This window comes from Oceanobacillus sp. FSL K6-0127 (genome assembly GCF_037983385.1).
Classification (GTDB): domain Bacteria; phylum Bacillota; class Bacilli; order Bacillales; family Amphibacillaceae; genus Oceanobacillus; species Oceanobacillus profundus.
Genome location: NZ_CP150287.1, coordinates 4,183,783 through 4,209,816, shown reverse-complemented (window position 1 = coordinate 4,209,816; position 26,034 = coordinate 4,183,783). Strand labels below are relative to the sequence as shown.

The window sequence follows — 26,034 nt, the reverse complement described above, 5'->3', positions numbered from 1 at the left end:
ATAATATGAATGTAGGCTAGAAACAATGCAGCAGGAAGGAGAATTCTGTAATGGAAGTGATTAACTTGACTCACTTGGATGACCAAATATCTCAGAAACCTCATATTATGGCAATCGGATTTTTCGATGGGGTACATTTAGGTCATCAAGAATTATTAAACCGTGCCAAGGAACTTGCGAGAAAGCAAAATGTCTTATTTACTGCGATGACATTTAGCCCACATCCAGATGAAGTTTTAAAAGGGAATAAGAATCGTAAGTACTTGATGACATTACCTGAAAAAATTAAAAAAATGGAAGCCATGGGAGTTGATAAGTTATTTGTTATGGAATTTGATCGCACTTTCGCTTCATTCCTTCCGGCTGACTTCATCCAGAGATATATATTGAATTCAAACACGAAACACGTCGTTGTCGGTTTTGATTTCACGTTTGGTTTTAAGGCGCAGGGAAATACACAACTACTCCAGAAAGAATCGAAAAAAAGTGGGTTTGGTTTATCGGTTATCCCTAAAAAAACCTACTTGCAGGAAAAAATAAGCTCTACGCTTATAAGAAGATTGGTCATGGAAGGGAATGTGAATGTGGTGCCTTATTATGTAGGCTCGAATTATGAGGTGAGCGTTAACATTCTTCCGTATAAAATCAATGGAAATATAGTTGTGCAGCCAAGTGATAAATCTATTTTTCCGGGACCTGGAACTTATGTAGTGAAAGTGAAACAAGGAACAACAACCTTACATGGGGAGTTTTATCAATTTTCTAATTCAAGAGCAGATAATGTATTGAAATTGAATGAACCGGCTTACGAGTTAGGTGATGTTTGTTCAATTGAATTTATTCGTAGGGTCAACGTATCAGAGAGTCTTTCGGTATAATTTTAAAGGAGGAGTTTTAATGGATAGCAGAGAATTTCGGAATGCAATGGGGAGATTCGCTACAGGTGTAACGGTAATCACAACAAATGATGGCACTGATGCTCATGGAATGACAGCGAATGCATTTATGTCTATTTCACTAGAACCAAAATTGATAACGATTTCAATTGATAATCATGCAAATATGCTCAAAAAAATAAAGGCTTCAGGGCAATATGCAGTAAACTTTCTTTCGGATCAACAGCAGGACATCTCCATGAATTTTGCTGGACAAAAGAAAAAAGAAGACGGCGTTGATTTTGGCTTCATTCAAGGTGTGCCAGTTATTAAAGAATCTTTAGCTTCGGTTGTTTGTGATGTCGAACAAGAAATTGTAGTTGGTGACCATACACTGTTTATCGGTAGCGTAAAAGATGTAAAAGTAACAGATGGTAATCCATTAACTTTCTATTGTGGCAAATACGGAGATTACAGACAAAAAGAATACGCTTAAAGTACGTGTTCAATAAGGAGGATAAAAAGGACCGAGAAGTTCGAGGCGGTGAAGCTTTGAGTACCGGAACGTATGCAATTAATACGTGAGGAACGGAAAAGCAAACCAACGAAGAAATTCGATGTGTCATTTTTACCGGACTTTTTGAACAACCTCTTAAAGAGAACCTTTGACCAAATTCGCCAATTCATATAATATGAAGACACTATGAATAATACTAAACGAGTAAGCAAAAAACAAAAAGCATACGACTATATGAAATCAAGAATTATGGAAGGTTTTTATGCCCCCGGGCAACGGATTGTTATTAATCAACTGGTCAAGGAATTAGCAACAAGTGCAATTCCAATTCGAGAGGCTGTACGTTCGTTAGAAGCAGAAGGTTTAATTGAATACCAGCAAAATATTGGTCCAGTTGTAACACCGATTGATGAAAGTAAATATACGGATACGCTTTCCACGTTGGCTGTCATGGAGGGATATGCTACAGCATTGAGCAAAGCAGCACTTACTGGGGATCAAATTACAACCTTGAAGGACTTAAATCAGCAAATGAAGGAGGCGTTAACAGAGTTTGAGTTTGGGAAATTTGGAGAGCTAAATCGAAAGTTTCACGATTTAACGTACGGTAGCTGTCCGAATCAGTATTTGATTGAGTCTATCCGAAAGACATGGATGCAGCTGGATTCCATCCGTTTGACGGGGTCAACATTTAATCCAAAAAGAGCTAAAGAGTCTATTGATGAACATGAGCATATTATTCAGCTGCTAAGCGAGAATGCAGATTTTCAAGTAATCGAATTAGCAGTTAGATCGCATAAGTTAAATACAGTTCAATCGTTTCATGAAAGAAAAAGACAGCCAAATGGCACTACGTTTATATAGGGTGCCATCCTTGATGTTTTTTGTATAACAGTATTATGAGAAGAAATGAAAGCGTTAAATTTGTGAGGGACGGTAAATTTATTTTAAGAAATAAAGAATAACACTTCAAATCATATATTATTTCGTATATAATCGTAATAGAAAGAAAATTCAATTGAAGGAGTGGATCATGTGTCAGTGAAACATGAAGAATTAGTAAGCAAACACGAAGAACTAGCCAACAAACTAGATGATATTAAGCTATATATAAACGGGGAATTCGTTGATGCTGAAGATGAAGGAACGTTTGACAATATCAGTCCTTTTACGAATGAGAAGATTAATAGTATTGCATCAGGTCAAGCAGCAGATATTGACAAAGCTGTTCAAAGTGCCAAGAAAGCATTTAAAGGTGAGTGGGGAAATTTAAAACAAGCTGAACGTTTGGAGTATGTATATAAAATAGGTGATCTAATTGAACAGCATACAGATGAAATCGCTTTATTAGAATCATTAGACACTGGTCTTCCGATTGCACAAACAAGAAAACAAGTATCACGTTCTGCAAATAACTTCCGTTTTTATGCAGATACAGTGAAATCTCAAATGTATGGAGAAGTGTACCAAGTAGACGATGAGTTCATTAACTACACAGTACATTCTGCAGTTGGTGTTGCGGGATTGATCACGCCGTGGAATGCTCCATTTATGCTAGAAACTTGGAAAATCGCACCTGCATTAGCAACAGGTAATACAGTCATTTTGAAACCTGCTGAATGGTCTCCATTGACAGCTAACCGGATGGCAGAAATTATCGATCAAGCTGGACTCCCTGACGGTGTTTTCAATATTGTACATGGCTTTGGTGAAACGGCTGGAGATGCATTAGTTAAACACCCTGATGTACAGCTTATTTCCTTCACTGGGGAAACAACTACAGGTTCTACGATTATGAAAAATGGCGCAGATGCGTTGAAGCGTTTCTCCATGGAGCTTGGTGGCAAATCACCGATTATCGTATTTGAAGATGCTGACCTTGATAGAGCACTTGATGCAGCCACTTGGGGGATATTCTCATTTAATGGGGAGCGTTGTACGGCAAACTCAAGACTGTATCTACACGAAAGTATTGCAGATGAATTTATCGAAAAATTAAAAACACGAGTCTGGAATATCAAAGTTGGTGACCCGTTGGAAGACGATACACAAGTTGGACCACTTATTAAAACAGAGCATTACAACAACGTAAAAAACTATCTTAAGATTGCTGAGGAAGAGGGTTGTGAAATAATTAGTGGTGAGATTCCTACAGAATTAAGCCGAGGCAATTACGTAGCGCCAACTATTTTGTTGAATGCTTCCAATGAAATGCGTGTCGTTCAAGAAGAGATCTTTGGACCTGTAATTGCAGTAATGACATTCAAAGAAGAAGCAGAAGTAATTGAAAAAGCAAATGATGTAAGATATGGACTTGCTGGGTATGTATGGACAAACGATATCAAACGCGGTCACCGGGTAGCACATGCCATTGAGTCAGGCATGTTATGGGTAAACTCCCAAAATGTGCGTGATCTAAGAACGCCATTCGGTGGTTCAAAAGACAGTGGAATCGGACGTGAAGGCGGACACTATGCATTTGAATTCTATACGGAACAAAAAATTATCCATGTAGCTATTGGTGATCATCATATACCGCAATTTGGAAAATAAGATCAAAACAGAGAGAGGGGAATCTAAATATGAACTTTGATATTAAACGTACAGGGCGTGCGGTGCTTCATGTTACAGACCTGGATAAATCGAGAGAGTTTTATGATGCACTTGGCTTAATTGAAACAGAATCAGATGATGAGAATATTTTCTATCGAGCAATTGAAGACCATAATCACCATTGCCTTTGGCTAAAAAAGAAAGCCGAAGCGGCTGTTGAAGTAGTTAGCTATCGCGTTAATGCGGAAGATGATCTGGAAAAGCTGGAATTATTCTTTCAAAGCCAAGGTACAGAAGTAAAATGGATGGAAAAAGGTTCACAAAAAGGAATTGGTCGTACCATTCGGATTCAGGATATTTCAGGAATTCCTGTAGAATTTTATTTTGAAATGGATAAAGTGGAGCGTATGCTGCAGCGTTTTGACATTCACGTAGGTGCAAAAGTACAGCGAATCGATCACTTCAACTGTGCAGTTCCTGATGTACAAAAAGCTTATGACTATTATATAAAAGAACTTGGCTTTGCTTGCTCTGAATATACGACATCAAAAGGTGAAGATAATATTTGGGCAGCATGGTTACACCGTAAACCAGGTGTACATGACACTGCGTTTATGAATAGTGTAGGACCACGCCTTCATCATATTGGTTTCTGGTTAAAAGACCCGATGAGTTTGATTGATGGCTGTGATTACTTAGCTGCCAAAGGATTTTCTGCATCCATTGAACGAGGACCGGGACGTCATGGATTGTCTAACGCATTCTTCTTGTATTTAAGAGATCCAGACGGACACCGTATCGAATTGTATAATGGCGATTATTACACTGGTGATTCTGACTTTGATCCAGTCGAATGGGACTTAGATGATCCGCAGCGTCAAACTTTCTGGGGACATGAAGCGCCAGATAGCTGGTTTGAAGAGGCATCAACATTCCTCAACGTTTATACAGGTGAAAGAGTTGAAACAAAACAGCCAACATTAGAAAAAAGAAAGCCCACAACAGTAATATAAATTAACTATATATTTAGCAAACTAACAGGAGGTTTTTATAAAATGAGCAATCGATACGAGGCTATTAAAAAGAGATTAAGAGGATCCATTGCACCAGTAATTACGCCATTTAAAGCAAATGGAGATATTGATTTCGAAAAGCAGTCTGAATTAATCGAATTCCAGATTGAAAATGGAACACATGCCATATCTGTAACCGGTACTTCTGGAGAACCGAGCTCTCTTACTACTGAAGAACGGGTTCAAGTAATGGAAAATGCAATCAAAACAATAAATGGACGAATTCCATTTGCCCCAGGAACTGGGTCCACTAACCATGATGAAACAATGTACTTAACAAAGAAAGCTGAAGAAATGGGTGCAGATGCTGCAATGGTAATTGTTCCTTATTATAACAAACCAAACCAGGAAGCATTGTACGATCATTTCAAAACAGTAGCTGATTCTGTAGAGATTCCGATTATTATTTACAATATACCAGGACGTACTGCACAAAATATGGAAGTAGGAACGATGGCACGTTTGGTAAAAGATTGTCCTAATATTGTGGGAGCGAAAGAATCGAATAAAGATTTTGAACATGTGAATCGAGTATTGCTTAATTGTGGCAGAGACTTCCTATTGTATTCAGGAATTGAACTGTTATGCTACCCAATGCTGGCAATTGGTGGGGCAGGGTCCATCAGTGCCACAGCAAACGTGGAGCCTAAGAAGATAGCAGAAATGCATAATGCCTGGGAAGAAGGAGATATCAAACGGGCACAGGATCTTCACTTTGAATTAATGAACCTGAATGATGTGCTGTTTAAAGATACAAACCCTGCACCAGTTAAAGCAGCACTTGGCATGATGGGCATGATTGAACCAGTTTTGCGTAAACCAATGGGCTTGCCTTCAGAGGCACTGCAAGAAGAAATTCGCGAAACACTTGTTGAATATGGAAAATTAGAAAAAACAGCTTCGGTTTAAATAGATAGCTTTATAGGAAGAAATTGAATCAAGACCAGTAAGCTACTGGTCTCTTTTTCTTCATAGGCAACATCGTTATGGACCCAATATTGTTAAAGGAGTGCTGTTATTATGAGTAAGGTGAAATTTAAACATCAAGGGATTCAGCAGATAAAAGAAGGAATCTATCAAGCGGATCAGAATCGAATAGAATTCGATGGAAAACAGTGTCCGCTAAATGAATTATCACTAGATGTACCTGTGTCCGGAACAGTTTATGGAACTCTATTAAATTATAAAGGTGAGTATGCCAAGTTAGAGTCTTCGATGAACGACGATCCATATAAAGCCCCACCGAAAGCTCCTATACTATACATTAAACCTATCAATACACATATCGGATATGATGCGGCAATTCCTTTACCAGAAGGGTTTGATGAAGTTTCGATTGGAGCTGCTTTAGGTGTCGTAATTGGTAAGCCAGCTAAAAAAATTAAGAAAGAAAATGCTTTGGATTATGTAGCTGGTTATACAATCGTAAATGATGTAAGTATTCCACATGAAAGTTTTTATCGTCCTGCCTATAAAGAAAAAGCAAGAGATGGATTCTGCCCAATAGGACCATGGGTACTTGACCGTGACGCTATCGGAAATCCGAATGAACTCGGAATCCGCGTCTTGATCAATGGTGAATTGAAACAGGAAAATACAACGTCAAATTTAATCCGTTCAGTTGAACGATTATTGGAAGAGGTAACAGACTTCATGACACTTTATGAAGGGGATATATTATTAGTAGGTGTGCCTGAAAATGCCCCGCTAGCAAAAGAAAACGACAGCGTTAAAATTGAAATTGACGGTATAGGAACATTAACAAATAAGGTTGTAAAAGAGAAAGTAGTTGTAGGAGGCGGTATTGTATGAGACACGCACGTGTAGCGTATAATGGTTTAATTCAGAATGCAATGGATACAGAAGAAGGTATTCAATTAGAAGATGGTCGGATTGTCGAGGAATCAGAAGTTACGTGGCTCCCACCAGTAGAACCTAAAACCGTATTTACGCTTGGTTTAAACTTTGCTGATCATGCTGCTGAACTTTCGTTTAAAGAAGCACCAAAAGAGCCATTAGTATTTTTAAAAGGACCAAACACGTTCATCGGCCACCGTGGTGAAACGGTTCGTCCGGGAGATGTAACATTTATGCACTATGAGTGTGAATTAGCGGTAGTCATCGGCAAAACGGCTAAAAATGTCAAAAAAGAAGAGGCATATGATTATGTTCGTGGATATACGGTAGCGAATGACTATGCGCTTCGAGATTATTTAGAAAACTATTATCGACCTAACCTTCGTGTGAAAAACCGTGATACATGTACACCGATCGGACCGTGGTTGGTCGATAAAGAAGATATTGATGACCCAATGAATTTGCAGTTAACTACTTATGTAAATGGCGAAATTACGCAGCAGGGCAGTACCGCAGATATGATCTTCTCTGTTCCTCATTTGATTGAATACTTAAGCGGGTTTATGACATTAAATCCAGGAGATATTATTCTGACTGGAACGCCAAAAGGATCTGTGGATACGAAGGTTGGCGATGAAGTGATAACAGAAGTAGAAGGAATTGGCAGACTTGTCAATACAATCGTTGGGGAAGAAACCTTTCAAACAAATTAATTGAAGTTAACTTCATTAAGGTAAGGGGGACTAACGATGCCACATCTGATTATTGAATACACCGCCAATCTAAAAGAAGAAACAGATATACCGGGGCTTTTAAAGAAGGTTAATGATTCCCTGCTCTCCTATTCTGCCATCATTCCAATCGGCGGTCTCCGTACAAGGGCAATCGAATTAAATGACTATCGCATAGCGGATGGAACAGAAGACGATGCATTTGTACATGCCACCCTAAAGCTTGGCGGCGGCCGGACAGAAGAAGATAAAAAGGTACTTTGTGATGATCTATTTGCTACAATAAAAGAACACTTTGCGGATTTGTATGATAAACGTTATTTAGCATTATCATTGGAATTACATGAATTTACAAATCCTACTTATAAGCAGAATAACATTCATGCTCGGTATAAAAAGTAATATAAGGTAAGTCGCACTACTAATCATCCTAATGAGAGAGGTATCAGAATATGCAGCAATATGAAATGTTTGTTGGTGGGAAATGGTTTGGAAAGGATTTAGAACAGATTGATGTAATTAATCCGGCAACAAATGAACCAATTGGAACAGTACCTAAAGGCGGAAAAGAAGAGGCTAAGCAGGCGGTGGATGCCGCGTATGGTGCACTAAAAGAATGGGCTGCAAGAACTGCAGAGGACAGAAGCAGCTACCTTGTGAAATGGCATGAACTGATAAAAAAAGAAAGAGAAACGATAGGGAAAATCATGACAGAGGAACAAGGCAAACCACTAAAAGAAGCAATTGGTGAAGTAGACTATGCAAATGGATTTATATCATGGTATGCCGAGGAAGGAAAGCGGGTATATGGCGATATTATTCCGGCATCCCATCCGAATAAACGTATTTTCGTGCAGAAACAGCCGGTTGGCGTTGTCGCAGCGATTACTCCATGGAACTTCCCTGCCGCAATGATCACCCGTAAAGTTGGACCAGCACTTGCAGCAGGGTGTACCGTAGTTATTAAGCCTGCTACTCAAACCCCTTTAACGGCATTTAAATTGGTTGAGTTAGCTGAAAAAGCTGGTATTCCAAAAGGTGTTATTAATATAGTAACTGGCAGCTCAGGTCAAATCGGGAAAGTGTGGAATGAAGATAGCAGAGTTAGAAAATTAACGTTCACTGGCTCAACGGAGGTAGGCAAAATATTGATGAAAGCCGCTGCCGATACAATGAAAAAGATCTCCCTTGAGCTTGGTGGCCATGCCCCATTTGTTGTGATGGAAGACGCAGATTTAGATAAAGCAGTGACAGGCGTAGTCGCATCTAAGTTCCGTAATGCTGGTCAAACTTGTGTATGTACAAACCGAGTATATGTGCATGAATCGATTAAAGATAACTTTCAAGCAAAGCTGACAGTGGCTGTGTCTAAGCTTAAAATTGGAAATGGTCTGGAAGAGGGGACAGATATTGGCCCATTGATTGATCAAAGCGCAGTAGATAAGGTAAATGAACAAGTTAAAGACGCAGTAAGCAAAGGCGGGAACGTCACCTTAGGTGGAAAGAATTTAGAAGGATTATATGTGGAACCTGCAATTGTTATGGATGCAACAGATGACATGCTTTGTATGTATGAAGAAACATTTGGGCCACTGCTTCCCGTTACAACATTCAGAGATGAAGCAGAAGTAATCGAGCGAGCAAATAATTCACCATTTGGATTAGCTGCATATGTATTTACAGAGAATATTGGACGTGCTATCCGAATAAGTGAAGCACTCGAATATGGAATTGTCGGATTGAATGACGGAGCACCGTCCACACCACAAGCCCCATTTGGCGGATTTAAAGAAAGCGGGCTTGGTCGTGAGGGTGGTTACTATGGCATCGAAGAGTTTCTTGAAACGAAATATATTTCACTTGCATTTTAATAAGGGGGCTAATGCAGCTCCCTTTTGTTTCTATACGTCTTAGCGAATATTGGTTATCAGGCAGGTGACGAAAATGAGTGTAGATCAGAAAATAGATCGAAATAAAACAGATAACGAGGGAAGAATCTACTTAGATGATGAGCGGGTAATTTTAACCTCGTCGGCTGTCTTTGGGATTCTTCGCAAAGATCTGATGGACAATATATCTGAAGAGAGGATGAAGGGGTTTTTAATCCGTTATGGATGGAACCTTGGAAAAAATGATGCGAAAAATGTGCTTAAAAAGAATCAATCTTCTATTGAAGAGCTCTTGAAAAAGGGACCTGAATTACACATGATGAGAGGTTTTACAAAAGTAAAACGAGTCGATTTACAACTGGATTATGATGAAGATGGGCAGATAGAAGGTGTTCACGTAGAGGGATTCTGGTCTGGATCTTATGAAGCAGAGGAATTTATCGAGCAGTTTGGCAATTCAGATGCTGCTGTATGCTATACCCTAGTTGGTTATGCAAGTGGCTACTACTCCGAAATATGCAAAAAAACGGTTGTATTTAAAGAAGTGGCATGCAAAGCGATAGGCGCTGATAATTGCTATTATGTTGGAAAAACAATACCTGAGTGGAACGGTTCAATTGAAAAAGAATTAAAGTACTATCATGATGAACCAATTGTTCGGGAACTTGAGATCACCTATGAAAAATTGCTGGAGGAACGGAATAATTTTGAAAAGACGTTTACCATTCATGAGCGTCTTACACAAGAATTTACAAACGGGAATGATCTACAAACGATTGCAGATGCGATCTATGAAGAGATCGGTATACCAATATTAATAGAAAATGCAGACATGTCACCATTAGCAGGTTCGGGATTTTCCTCTGAATTTTTCACGAATGGTTATTTGGATTTTAAGTCAGCAGTACATATCCAACAAAAGGAAAAGGATTATCAGACAAGGGAAATTTCTGATGGAGTAAACCAATATCTTACAACGTCAATTATGCTGCAGCGAAAGTGTTTTGGTTTCTGTTCGTTTATATACGAAGTAAATCAACCGGTTACTAAAGTCGACCTCATGATTTTAGAAAGAGTTGCTTCTGTCTGTTCGCTTTACATTTTAAACGAGAAAACAACATTTGAAGCAGTAGAACGGATAAAAGGGCACTTTCTCGATCAGATTATCGACGGAGGTCATCTCACAGAAAAAGAAATTCTAACAAGAGGAAAATATATACAAACAGATTTAAATGCTCCATATTGTATTGCTGCATTGAAATATGATAATGGAAATGCTGGTTCAGAAAACGAATTGTTTATACATGATCAAGTGATTGAAAGTGTACAGCATTTCTTTAAAAACCGGTTTAATGTGTTAATTGGACAGCGTTCAGGCATACTCGTTCTTCTTATTCAAAAAGATCATAACCAGAAGACAATGAAGGAAGTTTGCCAGTCACTGCTTGATTATTTAAAAAAGGAATTTCCGCCCAGTGTTTTTCGAATGGGGGCAAGCACCTTGTCTGAAAGTATTCAACAAGCGAGTGAGTATTACAAAGAAGCGATGACAGCGCTGAAAATGACCGATGCATCAGAGGAAATCATGTTTTTTAAAGACATCAGTGTCGCAGGTCTGCTCATACATTCCAAAGATAAACAGGCAGTGATACAAAAGGCAAAACATCTTCTTGGACCAATTTATGCGAAGAAAAATGAAAGCGCCGAATTAATTAAAACGCTATACGTATTTCTCGCAAACGGAGGAAATCTGGAAAAGTCTATGGATGAGCTGTGTCTTTCGATGAGCGGGTTAAGATATCGAATAAGAAGGTTAGAAGAAATGTTAGGAAAAGATCTTCGCCAGCCTGCTGTAACGTATGAACTTTTACTCACGTTACAAGTTCTTGATGCAGAGGGAGAAATCATTTTAAAGTAAAATGGAATTGAACAGAAATTGTTCGTTTTATCCATAGAGGATAAACACTAATTGTTGTAGAACGATAGTTGCCTCCTTGATAATCTTACCTTAAGGGAAAATTATACCATATTATAATATCTATTATTTTGGAGGTTATATAACAATGATGAATGGTAAGGAGTATTTAGAAAGTCTGCGCGATGGTCGTCACGTATATTTGAACGGTGAGAAAATTGATGATGTAACAACCCACCCAGCATATCGCAATGCCGCAAGATCGATAGCCCAGCTGTATGATGCCATGCATGATCCTGAAAAAAAAGATACGATCACAACGAAATCAGATGTTGGTGATTTTCGTACACATAAGTTTTTCAAAGCATCTACAAGTGCTAAAGAATTGCTTGAAGCGCGCGATGCAATGGCCGAGTGGACGAGATATAGCTATGGATTTATGGGACGTACTCCGGATTATAAAGCAGCATTTTTAGGATCGCTTGGTCCATATGCAGATTTCTATAAAGGATTTGAAGATAATGCAAGGAGATGGTATAAAAAAGGGCAGGAAGAAGTTCCTTTCTGTAACCATACGATTGTAAATCCACAATTGGACAGACATAAGCCACTTCATGAAAATAAAGATGTATTCGTACGGGCTGTAGGAGAAAGAGATAATGGTATTATTGTAAGCGGTGCCAAGATGGTTGGAACTTCTGCAGCTCTTACCCATTATAATTTTGTTGCGAACTACTCCCCGCAAGATTTAGGTGAAGGTGACCAAAGCCATGCATTAATCTTTTTTGTGCCAATGAATGCGCCTGGTGTAAAAGTAATCAGTCGTCAATCTTACGAAGAAATGGCTGCAAAGCAAGGCAGCCCATATGATTATCCATTATCAAGCCGTTTTGACGAAAACGATGCCATTATTATTTTAGATAATGTTCTGATACCATGGGAAGACGTTTTAACTTACAATAATGTGGAAATAGCAAATGGGTTTAGACCACAAACAGGCTGGCTGAATCGTTACACATTCCAAGGCTGTACGCGCTTTGCGGTGAAGCTTGACTTTATGGTTGGCATGCTGCTTAAAGCAACTGAAGTCGCTGGAACGAATAACTTCCGCGGTGTACAGGCAAGAATCGGTGAGGTCATCTCCTATCGCAATATGTTTTGGGCTATTTCTACAGCAATGGCACTTGATCCAGAAGATGGTCCAGAAGGTTATAAACTCCCGAATTCAACCTATGCAACTGCATATCGTACATTTGCACCGACCGTATGGCCAATCATCAAAAATACATTTAACGAAGTGGTAGCAGGTGGTTTGATATCTCTTCCATCGAGCACTAAAGACTTTCTTAACCCTGAGCTTCGCCCTTACATCGATCAGTATTATAAAGGAACGGGTGTAAGCGCAGAAGAAAGAGTAAAGCTTTTGAAAATGGTTTGGGATGCAACAGGAACTGAATTTGGCGGACGTAATGAATTGTATGAAATAAACTATGCCGGCAACAACGAAGGAATACGATTGGATGCACTGAAGATGGCTAATACAGCAGGCCAAACAGATATATACAAATCATTCGTTGAAAGAGCAATGAATGATTACGACCTTAACGGTTGGACAAATGATACGTGGGTTAATCCAGATAAGGAAATACAAAAACTGTTTATTTAAAATCCAAATTTTATACTTCCTTCTCATGTGAGAAGGAAGTGTTTATTGTTTATCTAGTAGTAGATGGAAAGGTGCGATTAGGCGTCATAGTGGGATGGCATGTTGCGATAATATTGGATTAGGTGTCATAGTGGGATGGAATGGTTGCGATAGTATTGGATTAGGTGTAATAGTGAGATGGCATGTTGCGATAATATTGGATTAGGTGTCATAGTGAGATGGAATGGTTGCGATAGTATTGCGTTTGGTGTCAAAGTATCCTTAATCTCATTGAAAATATTTTTATATCATGCTCTAATCTAATCTGTTTAAAACTTCCTACCATTTATATAAAAATATTAAATTTATATTGTTTTTATATATAATATTATATATAATTTAATATATTATAACTAAATATTTAATAATGTAAGCGATTTCCTTCGAGGCGGTTTTTGTCTGACTATATTTTAAGCTTAGACGAAGAAATTAAAGTTATTAGTGCATGAAAGAGAGGAGAATACTTATGCAATTCAGTTTTATTAGGAATAGAGTTCTGCTGATTGTGTTGTTATTTTTTGTATTGGCACTAGCTTCCTGTGATAGCACACTGGCTTTCAAACCGGAAAATTCAGTAGAGGAAAATCATAATTTAATTGTTTCTCACTTCCAGCCAGGGAATCACCCTATTCAAACAAAAATTTTTAATGGTCTTGCTTCTGATCTGCATGAACAGACAGACGGAAGAATTACGATGGAATTTTATCCATCGAATACATTAGGTGATGCCGGGTCGCAATATGATATGGCTGTAACAAGAGAAGCGGATATTGCATTAAGTGTTTATGGTTACTCACCAGGAAGATTTCCGCTCGTGACAATTATGGAACTGCCTTTTCTAGCGGAGTCCGCCGAACATGCATCGGAAATACTAATGACATTATATGAAGAGTTTCCGGAAATGCAGGAAGAACATGCAGACACGTACCCATTATTTCTTTTCTCTGCCGAACCAGCTCAGATTATAAGTAAAGATTTTAAAATTGAAACACCAGACGATATGAAAGGTCTGCGTGTCCGTTCTCCATCCCCGATGGCAAACAAAATTATAGAAGCATTAGGGGCTACACCAATTTCCATGCCAATGGGAGATGTTTATGAATCGTTGGAAAGAGGCGTAATTGATGCAGCCGTCGTACCTTTTGAAACCCTTTACAATTATAGCTTTCATGAAGTAACAAATTACATTACTATTGGCGACTTCTCTGCGACACCATTTTTTAGTGTGATGAGTCAGAAAACGTATGAAAATTTCAGCGAAGGGGATCAGCAAATACTAGATAATTTAATAGGTAAAGAGTTAGCAAAAAAAGCTGGAAGTGTCTATGATGTGGACGGAAAAATTGGCCTTGAGACGGCAATTGAAAGTGGTGCTGAAGTGATTGAACTAGAAGGTGATGCATTAATCCCATGGCAAGAGGCATTGGAGCCAATGGTTGATGAGTGGATTAAAGAAAGAACGGAAGAAGGCTATCCTGCTCAGGAAATCTATGACCGGGCAATGGAATTGAAAGAGGAACTGAGCGAGAGGGAGGAGTAGTAAGGTGGAGAGGATTATAACGAAATTAAATGCTGGACTACTTTATATTGCCCAAGCTGTTTTAATTATTATGGTATTCTTAGTCACCGCAGATGTGCTTGGCCGCTGGCTGTTCAGTCAGCCAATAACGGGAGCCGTAGAACTTACAGAACTTGGACTATCCATGGTTATTTTCTTGAGCATTGGTTATACCCATTTAAAAGAAGAACATATTTCAATTGACTTCTTGGTGGAACGATTCCCTGAAAAAGCTCAATGGATAGTAGAGGGGTTTATTAATTTAATTATTATGGCAGTGATGGTGCTAATGGCTTTAAGTCTGTTCTGGTATGCTGAGCGCTTGCTTACTTCTGGTACAGTCACAGGAGACTTAGGCCTTCCAATCTACTTATTCGCTGCAGTGTCAGGAATTGGATCAATTGTATTTGCCTTAACTGCATTATTATTAGCTATCAAATACGTTGCAAAGGTGGGTGGAAAATGAGTCCAGAACTTATTGGTTTCTTAGGGATTATTGCGATTCTAATCTTATTTTTTTTGAAAATCCCAGTGGCTATTTCCCTAATTATAGTCAGTTTGCTAGGAACAACTTTAATTAGAGGCTGGGATGTTGCTTTTGCGCAATTGGGAAGAACCCCATTTGATACGTCCAGCAACTATTCACTAAGTGTTATTCCATTATTTATTTTGATGGGTATGATTTTATCATATACAGGAATTGGGAAAGACTTATATAGAATGGTGGATAGTTGGATTGGGCACTTACATGGTGGCCTTGCGATGGCGACAATTGGCACAGCAGCTATTTTCTCATCTATTTCAGGCTCCCTAAATGCAACGACTGCAACAGTAGCAAAAATTGCCTTGCCGGAAATGAAAAAATACAAATATAAACCAGGGTTATCGACTTCAAGTGTTGCTGCAGGCGGAACACTTGGCATTTTAATTCCCCCGAGTGTTATTTTGATTTTATACGGAATCCTGACAAGAGAACCAATTGGTGCGTTATTAATTTCGGGTATCATTCCAGGTATTTTACAGATTGTTATTTTTATCATTACAATTTATGTTCTTGTTCGTAAAGATCCTTCCATTGCACCGCCGAGAGAGGGGAAAGCAAGTAATGCTGAAAGGTTACATACGCTTAAAAATATTTGGCCATTTATGGGGCTGTTTTTAGTTAGTATTGGCGGTATTTATTTAGGTGTTTTTACTCCGACTGAAGCAGCTGGAGTGGGGGCGTTTGGCGCGCTTTTGTTTGCTTTAATTTCCAGAAAACTTACGTGGGAAAGTTTGAAAGGATCACTAAATGAATCTGTTCGATTAACTGCGTTTATTTTCTTTATTTTGATTGGTGCTAATTTATTTGGCCAATTTTTGGCAATCAGCAGAATTCCTGTCATGCTTACCACATATGTTGGAAATCTTGATTTGAACCCATATATTATCCTTATCGGTATTCTTGTTGTATTGCTTTTACTTGGGTGTTTTATTGAAAGTTTAGCTTTAATCGTGATCACATTGCCTATCCTTTATCCGATTATTACGGAATTAGGATTTAATGGGATTTGGTTTGGTGTAATTATGATTATGGTTATTAACATCGGTGCATTAACACCACCGCTTGGAATAAGTGTATATGTTATTAAGGGCGTAGCAAGAAATATTCCGCTGCAGACGATCTTCAGAGGCGTCGTTCCGATGATTATCGCAATGATTGTATGTGTAGCGATTCTAGTTGTTTTTCCCCAGATCGTTACTATATTGCCAGATTTGATGAACTAACCAGTAGTGGAGCTGGACTGCAAGATAAGGTTGGATATCTGTGTTACTTCAATATGTTCAAAGAAAGGATAGAAATACGCTGGGTCGTGTCTCTATCCTTTTTTTAGATAGGATTTAATTATCGAAATTTGATAGTAGAACCTTGGTAAGCTAAGAGCATTTACTGGAGAAAGATGCAGCTATTATCGCGTTCAAAAAAATCACTCACCCTTCTTAATCTCATCCAGATAACTATAAATCGTAACCCTCGACGTATTCAATTTCTCAGCTACTTTATCAATAGCTCCTTTAATCAGAAATATCCCCTTTTCATCCATGAATTTTACAATCTGTATTTTGTCTTTCCTCTTAAGATGTTCAACATCATAACCTTTAATAATGGAATCAATGATTTCATCAGCGATCTCGACGACATTGTCTCTCTGAACCTCAGCTGTTGGTTTAGTTTCCTCTCCAAATGTCATCATATCCTCAACGAACTCTTGTACATGGGAAAGAGAATTTAAACGATAATTAATACATAGTGCTCCTTTGACTTTTCCAGATCCATCTCGGATCAGAGACGTAGAAGATTTTATAGATTCTTTGTTGTGGTCAGATGTCTCGTAACCCGCCACAAAATCTTCATTAAATTGTCCAGACAAGAGTACTTCTCGAATCAAATGATCAAATGATTGACCAACTTTTCTGCCAGTAACATGATTGTTTACAGCGAATATCACAGAGTTTTGAGGAGTTGTTAAGTCGTGAACAACAACCTCACAATTTCTTCCAAACGTTTTAGCAATCATTTTTGCTGCAGTAATATAGGGGTTAAAAAATTCTATCGACACTAAAATCACAATCTCCTTCGTTGTAAAACGTATAATTTTTTATTGACTTGCATTAATTTTATAGATAAAGTTATATGTATAATATATTTTCAACTCATTATATATAAAAAATTACATGATAACAAGTTGTAGGAGTGATCATGCATGAAGGTGAAATACAAGTGCAGCCAATGTGGTGAAACTCATGATCCACAAACGTTTATTCACAAATGTCCATGTGGAGGGCTTTTAGATATAACTCCGTTTGATGTCGATTTTCCACTTGAAAAAATTAAACAACGAACACCTTCTCTGTGGCGTTATGAGGAAGCACTTCCGTTCAGTAAATCTCAGCAGGTTACGTTAGGAGAAGGCTTTACATCAATGGTTTCAACTGATGATTCTAATAACGTTTTCTTTAAAATGGATTATATGATGCCTACCCTTTCATTCAAGGATCGTGGTGCATCCATGCTTATTACAGCGGCGAAAGCGTTACATGTAAAGCGAATTGTAGCAGATAGTAGCGGGAATGCAGGAACAGCAATTGCTGCTTATGCATCCAAGGCCGGTATAAAGTGTGACATATTCGTTCCAGCTAGTACGTCACCAAATAAATTAACCCAAATTAAAGCGCATGGAGCACAATTACATTTAATCCCTGGAACGAGAGAAGATACGGCAGAAGCTGCAGTAAAGGAAGTAGAAGAAAGTGGAAGTTTTTATGCAAGTCATGTTTACAACCCTTTTTTCTATCAAGGAACCAAAACCTATGCATATGAAATTTGGGAGGAGATGAATGGGAATGTTCCGGATGTGATTGTCGTACCAGTTGGAAATGGCACGCTGTTGTTAGGGGCGTACTATGGCTTTAAAGATTTATATGATAAAGGATTAATTCCTAGTATCCCTAAATTTGTTGCCATTCAAGCGGAAGGGTGTGCACCTTTACTTAAGGCATTCCAAGCAGGTTCAGAGCACATAGAACCCATTGAAACAGTAGGAACACAAGCAGAAGGGATTGCAATTGCTAATCCAGCAAGACATTACCAAATCTTGCAGGTCATAAAAGAAACTGGTGGAGAAATTATAGCTGCCCCAGAAAATACGATTGAGAGTGCAAGAAAAGCGCTAGCACATCAAGGGTTCTTCGTCGAACCAACATCGGCTTCAACTTATGCAGGATATCTTGCATATATCGCGCAAGAAGGAAGCAATGTGGAAAATCAAACGATGGTTATTCCTTTATGTGGAGCGGGTATTAAGGCGGTTAAGTAAATAAAAGGTGATGCGGGGGATGTTAAAGTGAAGCCAATCCATACAGATTATTCGAAGCAGCAGGGGGCCCATTACGTTCCAGCGATGGAACATAATGGGGTACTCTATATATCCGGACAATTATCGAAGGATCCTAAAACAGGTACGATTCCTACAGGTGGTATAAAAGCAGAAGCCGAACAAGCATTAGCTAATTTAGAATTAGTTTTAAAGGCCCGTGGCTTACAGCGAGAGGATGTTATTTTCTGCAGAGTTTACACACCAGATGTTGCATACTGGGACGAAATTAATGTGGTATATGCGCAGTTTTTCAGCGATCATAAACCGGCGAGAGCTATTGTACCTACCAATGCCTTACATTTTGGCTGTCTAGTAGAGATAGAAGCGATGGCAGCGATCGGGGAGGGGAAATAGGTGCATTATAAAGAAATAGACACACCTGCACTTTTGATTGACTATGCTATTCTTATGAAAAATATGAAAGACATGCAAGTTTATGCGGATAACCAAAATGTAAAATTACGCCCACATACCAAAACACATAAAATGCCTAAGCTAGCTAAAATGCAAGAAAAATATGGTGCTTCTGGTATTACGGTTGCAAAAGTAGGAGAAGCAGAAGTGATGGCTGCACATGGTCTAGACAATATCTTTATTGCCAATGAGATTGTAGGCGAACAGAAAATCCAGAAAATCAGAGATCTGTCGAAATCAATAGCTATTTCTTTTGGAATTGATTCCATTTATCACGTAAATGAAATAGAGAAAGTTTTTGAAGGTGCAGCGGAAAAAGCACAAGTATTAATTGAAATTGAAGTAGGGGAAAATAGATCCGGTGTTATTGAAGAAGAAGCATTTAGAGAATTAGTGAGCGCAGTGAAAAATAGCAGCAATATAAATCTGAAAGGCGTTTTTTCGCATGATGGCCACACGTATGCAGCGGAAAATGTGGGGCATTGTAAGGAGTTATATACTGCTAGTGTAGATAGGACGCTGCATTTTGCAGGTATATGTACAGAATTAGGAGTTCCACCTGAAGTGGTAAGTATCGGTTCTACACCACCATTTTTATTCGGCTTTGATATTCCAAAAGGTGTAACGGAAATAAGACCCGGCACCTACATTTTAATGGATGCATCCCAATCGAATGCTTTTGGTAGTTTTGAAAAAGCTGCTGCTACAGTTCTTACCACTATCATTAGTAAACCAACAAGTGAGCGTGTCATAACGGATGTAGGAGCTAAAGGAATTACTGCACAAAAGCGAACAAAAGGCATTACTGCGACAACTGGTCTGGGTAAAATAAAAGAATATGAAGATGTTTTTATTGATAGCGTTTTTGACGAGCATGCGATTATTTATAACAAATCCTTTAGTGAACAGGTAAATGTAGGGGATAAGGTACAAATTATACCAAATCATATTTGTCCTGTGTCTAATTTGCATGAAAAGGCATATTTAATCCAGGATGAGGAGGTTATGGATGAGGTAATTGTGGAGTGTAGAGGGAAGCTGCAGTAAATTAAGTCGTTAAATCAAAACAACCAAGTTGCTTACATGAAGTTTGTAAGTATCTTGGTTGTTTATTGTAAATAAAAATAACCTTTGTCTTCGAATACATCCTCAAATTATCTAACGGAATACATTAACTCTTAATTAAATAACCATCTATTTAAAATAAATAAAAAATTTAAAATAGTCATTGACATGAAAACGTTACCATGATATCTTTTAAGTGGCTAGACCACTCAGACACTTATTGACTCAGTTATTAGATTTGTAAGAAGTCTATGAGTGGATTCATATGAATTGAATTAATTACTTTGAAAAAATATAAAGGGGACAAACTCATGAAAAGAACAGGTGGGCAACGTGTAGTGGAAGTTTTAAGGAAAGAAGGAGTTAGAAAAGTTTTTGGTGTTCCTGGTGAAAGTTATTTAGCTGTAATGGATGCTTTTTATGATCATTCAGATATTGAATATATTTCAGCAAGACAGGAGGGAGGAGCCTCCTTTATGGCCGAAGCGTATGCAAAAGCCTCGGGAGATGTTGGAGTTTGTATGGCTACAAGAGGGCCGGGAGCGACTAATTTATCAATAGGTATTCACACGGCCCAGCAAGACTCCACACCTTTAGTTGCCTTAATAGGTCAAGTTGAACGCTCTTTTAAAAATAGAGAAGCATTCCAAGAAGTTGATTTTGTTCCTTTTTTCAGTCATTTATGTAAGTGGACAGTAGAAATAGATCAAGCGGATAGAGTTCCTGAACTATTGCATAGAGCTTTTCATATAGCACGTTCAGGCAGACCAGGTCCTGTGTTAGTTTCATTACCTGAGGATATGTTGGAGGATTTAACAGGGGATGTCACACATACACCTTACCATGTGAATTCTATTCAACCGAATACCGAATCTGTTAAACAAGCAGTAAGTGAATTATCAAAAGCGGAAAAACCGATTATCATTGCAGGTGGGGGAGTAGACTTAGCAAAGGCACAACCAGAACTTATCCAAATTGCAGAGACGTTGCAAATACCAGTTGTTACTGCGTTTAGACGTTTTACTGCATTTCCAAATTCGCATCCAAACTATGTAGGATCATTAGGGATGGGAGCGCCAGCTTATTTGCTGGATTATATAAAAGAGTGCGATTTAATTCTAGCTTTAGGGACAAGGTTTACGCAACTTGCTACAAATAATTATACTCTTTTAAATGAAAATACTCGTTTAATCCATGTTGATATTTCACCGGATGTTCTAGGAAAAGTGTATACACCGACATTGCCAATTGTTTCTGATGTAAAAGAATTTACAAAGGAACTATTAAAAAATATTGAACCAATAAAAAATCAGCAACGTTCTTATAACCTTAACGAAATAAATAAAAAATATAATACCTATTCAACAACAAAAGAAGATTACAGCGAAGATTATGTAGATATGGATGGGATGATGCATGACTTGATTCAGAGACTTCCGAAAGACTCTATCATTACGAATGATGCTGGAAACTTTTTCACTTGGCTATCACGTTATTATCGCTTCGATCAAGCAGATACCTATATTGGACCAACGTCAGGGGCAATGGGGTATGGATTGCCAGCAGCTATTGGTGCAAAATTTGCTAAATCTGAAAGAGTCGTAGTTTCTTTTTCAGGCGACGGTGGCTATATGATGACAATGCAAGAGTTTGAAACAGCAGTGAGATATAATATTCCAGTTATAGCAATTGTAGTGAATAATAGTATATATGGAACCATACGTTCACATCAGGAAAATAAATACCCAGGTAGAGTAGTTGGAACTGAATTGACAAGCCCAAATTTCGCCAAAGTAGCTGAAAACTTTGGTGGATACGGTGAAAGGGTCGAAAAGAATGCAGATTTTATTCCTGCATTAGAAAGAGCATTGTCTGCAGGTAAACCAGCTTTAATAGAAGTTTTAACAAATCCTGAGATTCTTACAGCAGGTCAAGAGAAAAACGTGAAAATACAAACGCTTACACAATAAAATGAAATAAAACAAAGAAGTGAGGGAGTATTATGCTTTATATAGAGGGTGAATGGATTGAATCCCAAACAGGCGAGGTTATCCAAGTAGTGAATCCAGCAACAGGTGAAGTTATTGGAAGTGTAGCAAAAGGCGGAGGTAATGAAACGGAAAAAGCTATTGAATCCGCAAAAGCAGCTTTTCCATCATGGGCGAAACTTATTGCTAAAAAGAGATATCAATATTTAATGGAAGTGGCTACTATCCTGCGTTCAAGAGCAGACCAAATTGCCTCATTAATTACGAAGGAAATGGGGAAGCCGCTAGGAGAAGCAAAAGGTGAGGTTGCGATGGCAATTGATTATATCGATTGGTATGCAGAGGAAGGAAAGCGGATATATGGTGATACAATACCTTCATCTTCAGAGAACAAACGACTTATGGTAATTCGTCAGCCAGTTGGAGTAGTAGGAGCAATCACACCGTGGAATTTCCCTATTGCTATGATAACAAGAAAACTTGCACCTGCATTGGCTGCAGGATGCACGGTTGTACTGAAGCCAGCATCGGCAACTCCGCTAACGGCAATAGAAGTAGTAAAAGCGTTTCATGAGGCAAAGGTTCCGAAAGGTGTAATAAATTTAGTGCATGGTTCAGCAAATGATATTGTTGATGTCATGATGGAATCTCCTGTTATTCGAAAGATTACGTTCACTGGTTCAACAGAAGTAGGCAAGCAGCTTGTTCGCAAATCGGCAGATACAATGAAGAAGGTTTCCATGGAGTTAGGTGGTCATGCACCATTGATTGTTTTTGAAGACGCTAATATAGACGCAGCAGTTGAAGGAGCAATCGCAAGTAAGTTTCGAAATGCAGGTCAAACCTGTGTTTGCGCAAATAGAATTTATGTTCAAAAAGGTATTTCTGAACAATTCTCCGAACGTTTTGCACAAAAAATAAATGAATTAATGGTTGGAAACGGTCTTGATTCTGGTGTGACAATTGGCCCGCTGATCAATGAACGAGCAATTGAAAAAGCTGAAGATCAAATTAAAGATGCTGTTGAAAAAGGAGCAAAAGTTGTAGTAGGAGGAGAAAGATTAAACAAAGGAAAGTTTAAGGACGGTTATTTCTATCAACCTACTCTATTAACAAATGCTACGCATGAAATGAAAATTTCTCATGAAGAAACGTTTGGTCCAGTAGCTCCAATTTTTGAATTTGAAACAGAAGATGAGGTCATTGAAAAAGCGAATAATAGTGTTTACGGGTTAGCTTCATATATTTTTACGAACGATGCCTCACGTATTTTCCGAGTTAGTGAAAGACTTGAATACGGTATTGTTGGAATTAACGATCCAGCACCTACCGTAGCGCAGGCACCATTCGGAGGTGTGAAAGATTCGGGTGTTGGGCGCGAAGGCGGTAAATATGGAATTGAAGATTATCTGGAATACAAATATTTATCGCTTCAATTAGATTTGTAGGTTGAACTCATAAATAATTCACTTTATTTTTACGAATAAATATATAAGTATGTTTATTAAATGGTGGTCAGGAACTGTGATTATTTGTGCATTCTCTCATTCTCGATAGGTACATCTTGGTAATATTTTTAAAGCAGAGGGTATTTCTATGATTTGGATTGACAGAGCTTTGGAATACCCCTGACACTTGTTGTCGGATTATTATCATGTATTAGTATTGATTGAGTGTATTAAAAAAACAGATTTGTAACCGCTTACTCAAGGTGTGGTGAGGTATAAAATTTTTCCCGAGATTTATGATTATTATGAAATAGTGCATAGGAGCTGTTCAAATGTATACGGTAGATTCTTCGAGACTAAAAGAGTATTGTGAAAAAGTCCTATTAGGAAATTCAATCCCAGAAAAGGAAGCAAAGATCATTGCTGATAGTTTAGTTGATGCTAATGAAATCGGTGTTGACTCCCATGGGGTAACGCGATTAGCCGATTACATGAAACGTTTGGAAAAAGGCTTAATTGAACCAAAGACAGAACTTTCGGTAGTTAGAGAGAACAAAGCAACTATTTTGTACGATGCCAATAACGGTTGGGGACAATATGCAGGGAAAGTAGCCATGCAAAAAGCAATTGATAAAGCTAAGGAATGTGGTACAGCAATTAGTGCTGTTCAAAATTCGAATCATTTTGGAACTGCTTCCTACTTTGCAAGAATGGCAGCTAAGCAAGGTTGTATTGGTATTGTAATGACGAACGCTTCTCCGTTAATGGTAGCTTGGGGCTCTAAACGACCAACTTTAGGTACGAACCCTATTTGTATTGCGGCACCAACAAACCAACACCCAGTTGTACTAGATATGGCAACAAGTACGGTAGCTCGTGGAAAGATTAATCTTGCTGCAAAAAATAATCAAAGTATTCCGGAAGGCTGGGCGATTACGAAAGACGGAAAACCAACAACCGATGCTCAAGAAGCGCTTGACGGATATTTACTTCCATTTGGTGCTAAAGGTTCTGGATTAGCCATTATGATCGATATTATGACAGGGGTATTAACTGGATCCCTATTTGGTGATCAGATTCCGTTAATGTATGATGGCGATGAACCGCAAACATTAGGTCATATGTTTATCGTTATAGATATTAATAGTTTTATGGATATTGATGTGTATAAGGAACGAATGCAAGACCGTATTGAACAAACGGTAAAAGGTCCTGCAGCAGATGGAGTGGAACGAGTATTTATGCCTGGTGATATAGAACAGAATAAGCGCGAAAAAGTTCAAAGTGAAGGATTAGTTTTAACAGAAGCTATCTTCAATGAGTTAAAAATGTTAGGGAAACAATGTGAAGCATCCATTGAAAGTATTTTAATTTCGTATGTTTAATATATCAGATTAAATAGTGTTTAAAATCTTGGGACAAATATCCTTGCTCACGAAATATTTCAGTGAAGATAAAAAAAGGGGGCTAATCGATGAGAAATATGAAAATATTTTTGGTTGTGATGATTTTAGGCTTAGCAACAATTTTAGCTGCTTGTGGTAATAGTACTTCAGAAAGTTCTAGTGGAGGTGGATCCTCCGAGTATCCCCAATTTATCACAATTGGTGGCGCAACAAGTGGTGGTACATTCTTCTTACTTGCAAATGCAATGGCACAATTAATTGGGGAAGAGTTTCCAGAAATTGATGCAAATGCGCAGTCTACCCCGGGATCACCGGTTATCCTAGAAAATATTCAAAAAGGGAATGCGGAAATGGGGGTTGCTCAAGCCGGTGTTGCGAAAGAAGCTTATGAAGGAACTGGTCAATTTGAAGGGAATCAAATGGATAAAATCACACAGATAACGTATCTTTTCCCAAATGTAATGCAATTTGCAGTAAGAAAAGATGCTGGTATTAAATCAGTAGAAGATTTTGTAGGGAAAAGGATTGCTGTAGGTGCATCTGGAAGTGCTACGGAAATCAATGCACAAGAATTATTACAAGTGGCAGATATTACTTATGAAGATATTACACCAGAATATACGAGTGAATCACAATCCGTAGAGTTATTAAGAAATAGACAGGCCGATGGTGCGAATATGATTGCATCATTAGGTAGCTCTAATATGCTGGATTTGATGAGTAGCGGTGACTTTGAAATTTTGGAATTTGATGAAGAAATAGTAAAAAAGCTTGCGGAAGAAGTAAATATTGCATATTATCCATTTACTATTCCAGCAGATACGTATCCAAATCAACCAGAACCAGTAGAAACATTTGCAGTAGCAAACTGGTTGCATGGTAGCTCTGAAATGTCTGAGGACTTTGTTTATGAGTTCTTAACAGTATTGTATGAAAATAAACAAGATCTAGTTGACATTCATATCGCTGCAGAAAATATTAACTTGGAGAATGCTTTAGATGGTAAAACTATCCCATTACATCCAGGTGCCATTAAATACTTTGAAGAACAAGGGTTAGAAATTGATGAATAAATGATGAACAGTGGGGTAGTAGAAAAAGCTACTCCACTGTCTATAGAAGG

General features: G+C 38.2%; 23 protein-coding genes. 22 read left to right on the top strand and 1 reads right to left on the bottom strand.

The window, feature by feature from the left end; genetic code table 11:
* Nucleotides 1–50: 50 nt before the first annotated feature.
* The 15 genes from MHH64_RS20490 to MHH64_RS20420 all read left to right on the top strand — a co-directional run bounded on the left by MHH64_RS20490 (nt 51) and on the right by MHH64_RS20420 (nt 16,440).
* Nucleotides 51–878: an FAD synthetase family protein gene (locus MHH64_RS20490; RefSeq protein ID WP_340002363.1), complete on the top strand. Its 828-nt coding sequence runs from the start codon at nt 51–53 to the stop codon at nt 876–878.
* 19 nt (nt 879–897) lie between these two features.
* Nucleotides 898–1,371 carry a flavin reductase family protein gene (locus MHH64_RS20485; RefSeq protein WP_095308100.1) on the top strand — a complete coding sequence of 158 codons (474 nt, stop codon included), beginning with the start codon at nt 898–900 and terminating at the stop codon, nt 1,369–1,371.
* Between the two features lie 207 nt (nt 1,372–1,578).
* Nucleotides 1,579–2,256, top strand: coding sequence for a GntR family transcriptional regulator (locus MHH64_RS20480; protein ID WP_095308102.1), 678 nt, complete (start codon nt 1,579–1,581; stop codon nt 2,254–2,256).
* Between the two features lie 171 nt (nt 2,257–2,427).
* Nucleotides 2,428–3,945 carry a 5-carboxymethyl-2-hydroxymuconate semialdehyde dehydrogenase gene (gene hpaE, locus MHH64_RS20475; RefSeq protein WP_240033707.1) on the top strand — a complete coding sequence of 506 codons (1,518 nt, stop codon included), beginning with the start codon at nt 2,428–2,430 and terminating at the stop codon, nt 3,943–3,945.
* Between the two features lie 29 nt (nt 3,946–3,974).
* Nucleotides 3,975–4,958 carry a 3,4-dihydroxyphenylacetate 2,3-dioxygenase gene (hpaD, locus tag MHH64_RS20470; protein WP_095308104.1) on the top strand — a complete coding sequence of 328 codons (984 nt, stop codon included), beginning with the start codon at nt 3,975–3,977 and terminating at the stop codon, nt 4,956–4,958.
* Between the two features lie 42 nt (nt 4,959–5,000).
* A complete protein-coding gene (hpaI, locus tag MHH64_RS20465; protein ID WP_095308106.1) occupies nt 5,001–5,927 on the top strand; it encodes a 2,4-dihydroxyhept-2-ene-1,7-dioic acid aldolase in 927 nt (308 codons plus the stop codon).
* Between the two features lie 111 nt (nt 5,928–6,038).
* The gene (locus MHH64_RS20460; protein WP_118888590.1) at nt 6,039–6,830 is read left to right on the top strand and encodes a fumarylacetoacetate hydrolase family protein; all 792 of its coding nucleotides are present in this window, start codon (nt 6,039–6,041) and stop codon (nt 6,828–6,830) included.
* Complete coding sequence (locus MHH64_RS20455) at nt 6,827–7,588, top strand: fumarylacetoacetate hydrolase family protein (RefSeq protein ID WP_095308110.1); 762 nt, start codon at nt 6,827–6,829, stop codon at nt 7,586–7,588. The genes MHH64_RS20460 and MHH64_RS20455 overlap by 4 nt, the downstream gene beginning before the upstream one ends.
* 36 nt (nt 7,589–7,624) lie before the next feature.
* The gene (locus MHH64_RS20450; protein WP_303449817.1) at nt 7,625–8,008 is read left to right on the top strand and encodes a 5-carboxymethyl-2-hydroxymuconate Delta-isomerase; all 384 of its coding nucleotides are present in this window, start codon (nt 7,625–7,627) and stop codon (nt 8,006–8,008) included.
* Nucleotides 8,009–8,058: 50 nt separating this feature from the next.
* Nucleotides 8,059–9,477, top strand: coding sequence for an NAD-dependent succinate-semialdehyde dehydrogenase (locus MHH64_RS20445; protein WP_251661102.1), 1,419 nt, complete (start codon nt 8,059–8,061; stop codon nt 9,475–9,477).
* 73 nt (nt 9,478–9,550) lie between these two features.
* Entirely contained in the window at nt 9,551–11,413 is a 1,863-nt protein-coding gene (locus MHH64_RS20440) for a XylR N-terminal domain-containing protein (protein WP_340002362.1), read from the top strand.
* A gap of 145 nt (nt 11,414–11,558) precedes the next feature.
* A complete protein-coding gene (locus tag MHH64_RS20435) occupies nt 11,559–13,076 on the top strand; it encodes a 4-hydroxyphenylacetate 3-hydroxylase N-terminal domain-containing protein (RefSeq protein WP_340002361.1) in 1,518 nt (505 codons plus the stop codon).
* A 505-nt stretch (nt 13,077–13,581) separates the two neighbouring features.
* Nucleotides 13,582–14,655, top strand: a complete 1,074-nt coding sequence (locus MHH64_RS20430) for a TRAP transporter substrate-binding protein (RefSeq protein ID WP_340002360.1) — start codon at nt 13,582–13,584, stop codon at nt 14,653–14,655.
* Nucleotides 14,656–14,659: 4 nt separating this feature from the next.
* Nucleotides 14,660–15,139 carry a TRAP transporter small permease gene (locus MHH64_RS20425; RefSeq protein WP_095308135.1) on the top strand — a complete coding sequence of 160 codons (480 nt, stop codon included), beginning with the start codon at nt 14,660–14,662 and terminating at the stop codon, nt 15,137–15,139.
* A complete protein-coding gene (locus MHH64_RS20420) occupies nt 15,136–16,440 on the top strand; it encodes a TRAP transporter large permease (protein WP_303450654.1) in 1,305 nt (434 codons plus the stop codon). The genes MHH64_RS20425 and MHH64_RS20420 overlap by 4 nt, the downstream gene beginning before the upstream one ends.
* A gap of 200 nt (nt 16,441–16,640) precedes the next feature.
* Here the strand turns inward: MHH64_RS20420 and MHH64_RS20415 are convergent, their stop codons facing one another.
* Nucleotides 16,641–17,273 carry a PAS domain-containing protein gene (locus MHH64_RS20415; RefSeq protein WP_303450651.1) on the bottom strand — a complete coding sequence of 211 codons (633 nt, stop codon included), beginning with the start codon at nt 17,271–17,273 and terminating at the stop codon, nt 16,641–16,643.
* Between the two features lie 144 nt (nt 17,274–17,417).
* Here MHH64_RS20415 and thrC point away from each other — a divergent pair, with 144 nt between their 5' ends.
* From thrC to MHH64_RS20380, 7 genes are all read left to right on the top strand, one after another.
* Nucleotides 17,418–18,530 carry a threonine synthase gene (gene thrC, locus MHH64_RS20410; protein ID WP_340002359.1) on the top strand — a complete coding sequence of 371 codons (1,113 nt, stop codon included), beginning with the start codon at nt 17,418–17,420 and terminating at the stop codon, nt 18,528–18,530.
* 27 nt (nt 18,531–18,557) lie between these two features.
* Nucleotides 18,558–18,944, top strand: a complete 387-nt coding sequence (locus MHH64_RS20405; RefSeq protein ID WP_303450646.1) for a RidA family protein — start codon at nt 18,558–18,560, stop codon at nt 18,942–18,944.
* Nucleotides 18,945–20,051 carry a D-TA family PLP-dependent enzyme gene (locus MHH64_RS20400; protein WP_303450643.1) on the top strand — a complete coding sequence of 369 codons (1,107 nt, stop codon included), beginning with the start codon at nt 18,945–18,947 and terminating at the stop codon, nt 20,049–20,051.
* A 329-nt stretch (nt 20,052–20,380) separates the two neighbouring features.
* Nucleotides 20,381–22,039 (top strand): thiamine pyrophosphate-dependent enzyme, encoded by a 1,659-nt coding sequence (locus MHH64_RS20395; RefSeq protein WP_095308205.1) that lies wholly within the window; start codon nt 20,381–20,383, stop codon nt 22,037–22,039.
* A 32-nt stretch (nt 22,040–22,071) separates the two neighbouring features.
* The gene (locus MHH64_RS20390) at nt 22,072–23,505 is read left to right on the top strand and encodes an NAD-dependent succinate-semialdehyde dehydrogenase (protein ID WP_340002358.1); all 1,434 of its coding nucleotides are present in this window, start codon (nt 22,072–22,074) and stop codon (nt 23,503–23,505) included.
* Nucleotides 23,506–23,837: 332 nt separating this feature from the next.
* Nucleotides 23,838–24,890 carry an Ldh family oxidoreductase gene (locus MHH64_RS20385; RefSeq protein WP_095308210.1) on the top strand — a complete coding sequence of 351 codons (1,053 nt, stop codon included), beginning with the start codon at nt 23,838–23,840 and terminating at the stop codon, nt 24,888–24,890.
* 89 nt (nt 24,891–24,979) lie between these two features.
* Nucleotides 24,980–25,984, top strand: coding sequence for a TAXI family TRAP transporter solute-binding subunit (locus MHH64_RS20380; protein ID WP_340002357.1), 1,005 nt, complete (start codon nt 24,980–24,982; stop codon nt 25,982–25,984).
* The last annotated feature ends 50 nt before the right edge of the window (nt 25,985–26,034 follow it).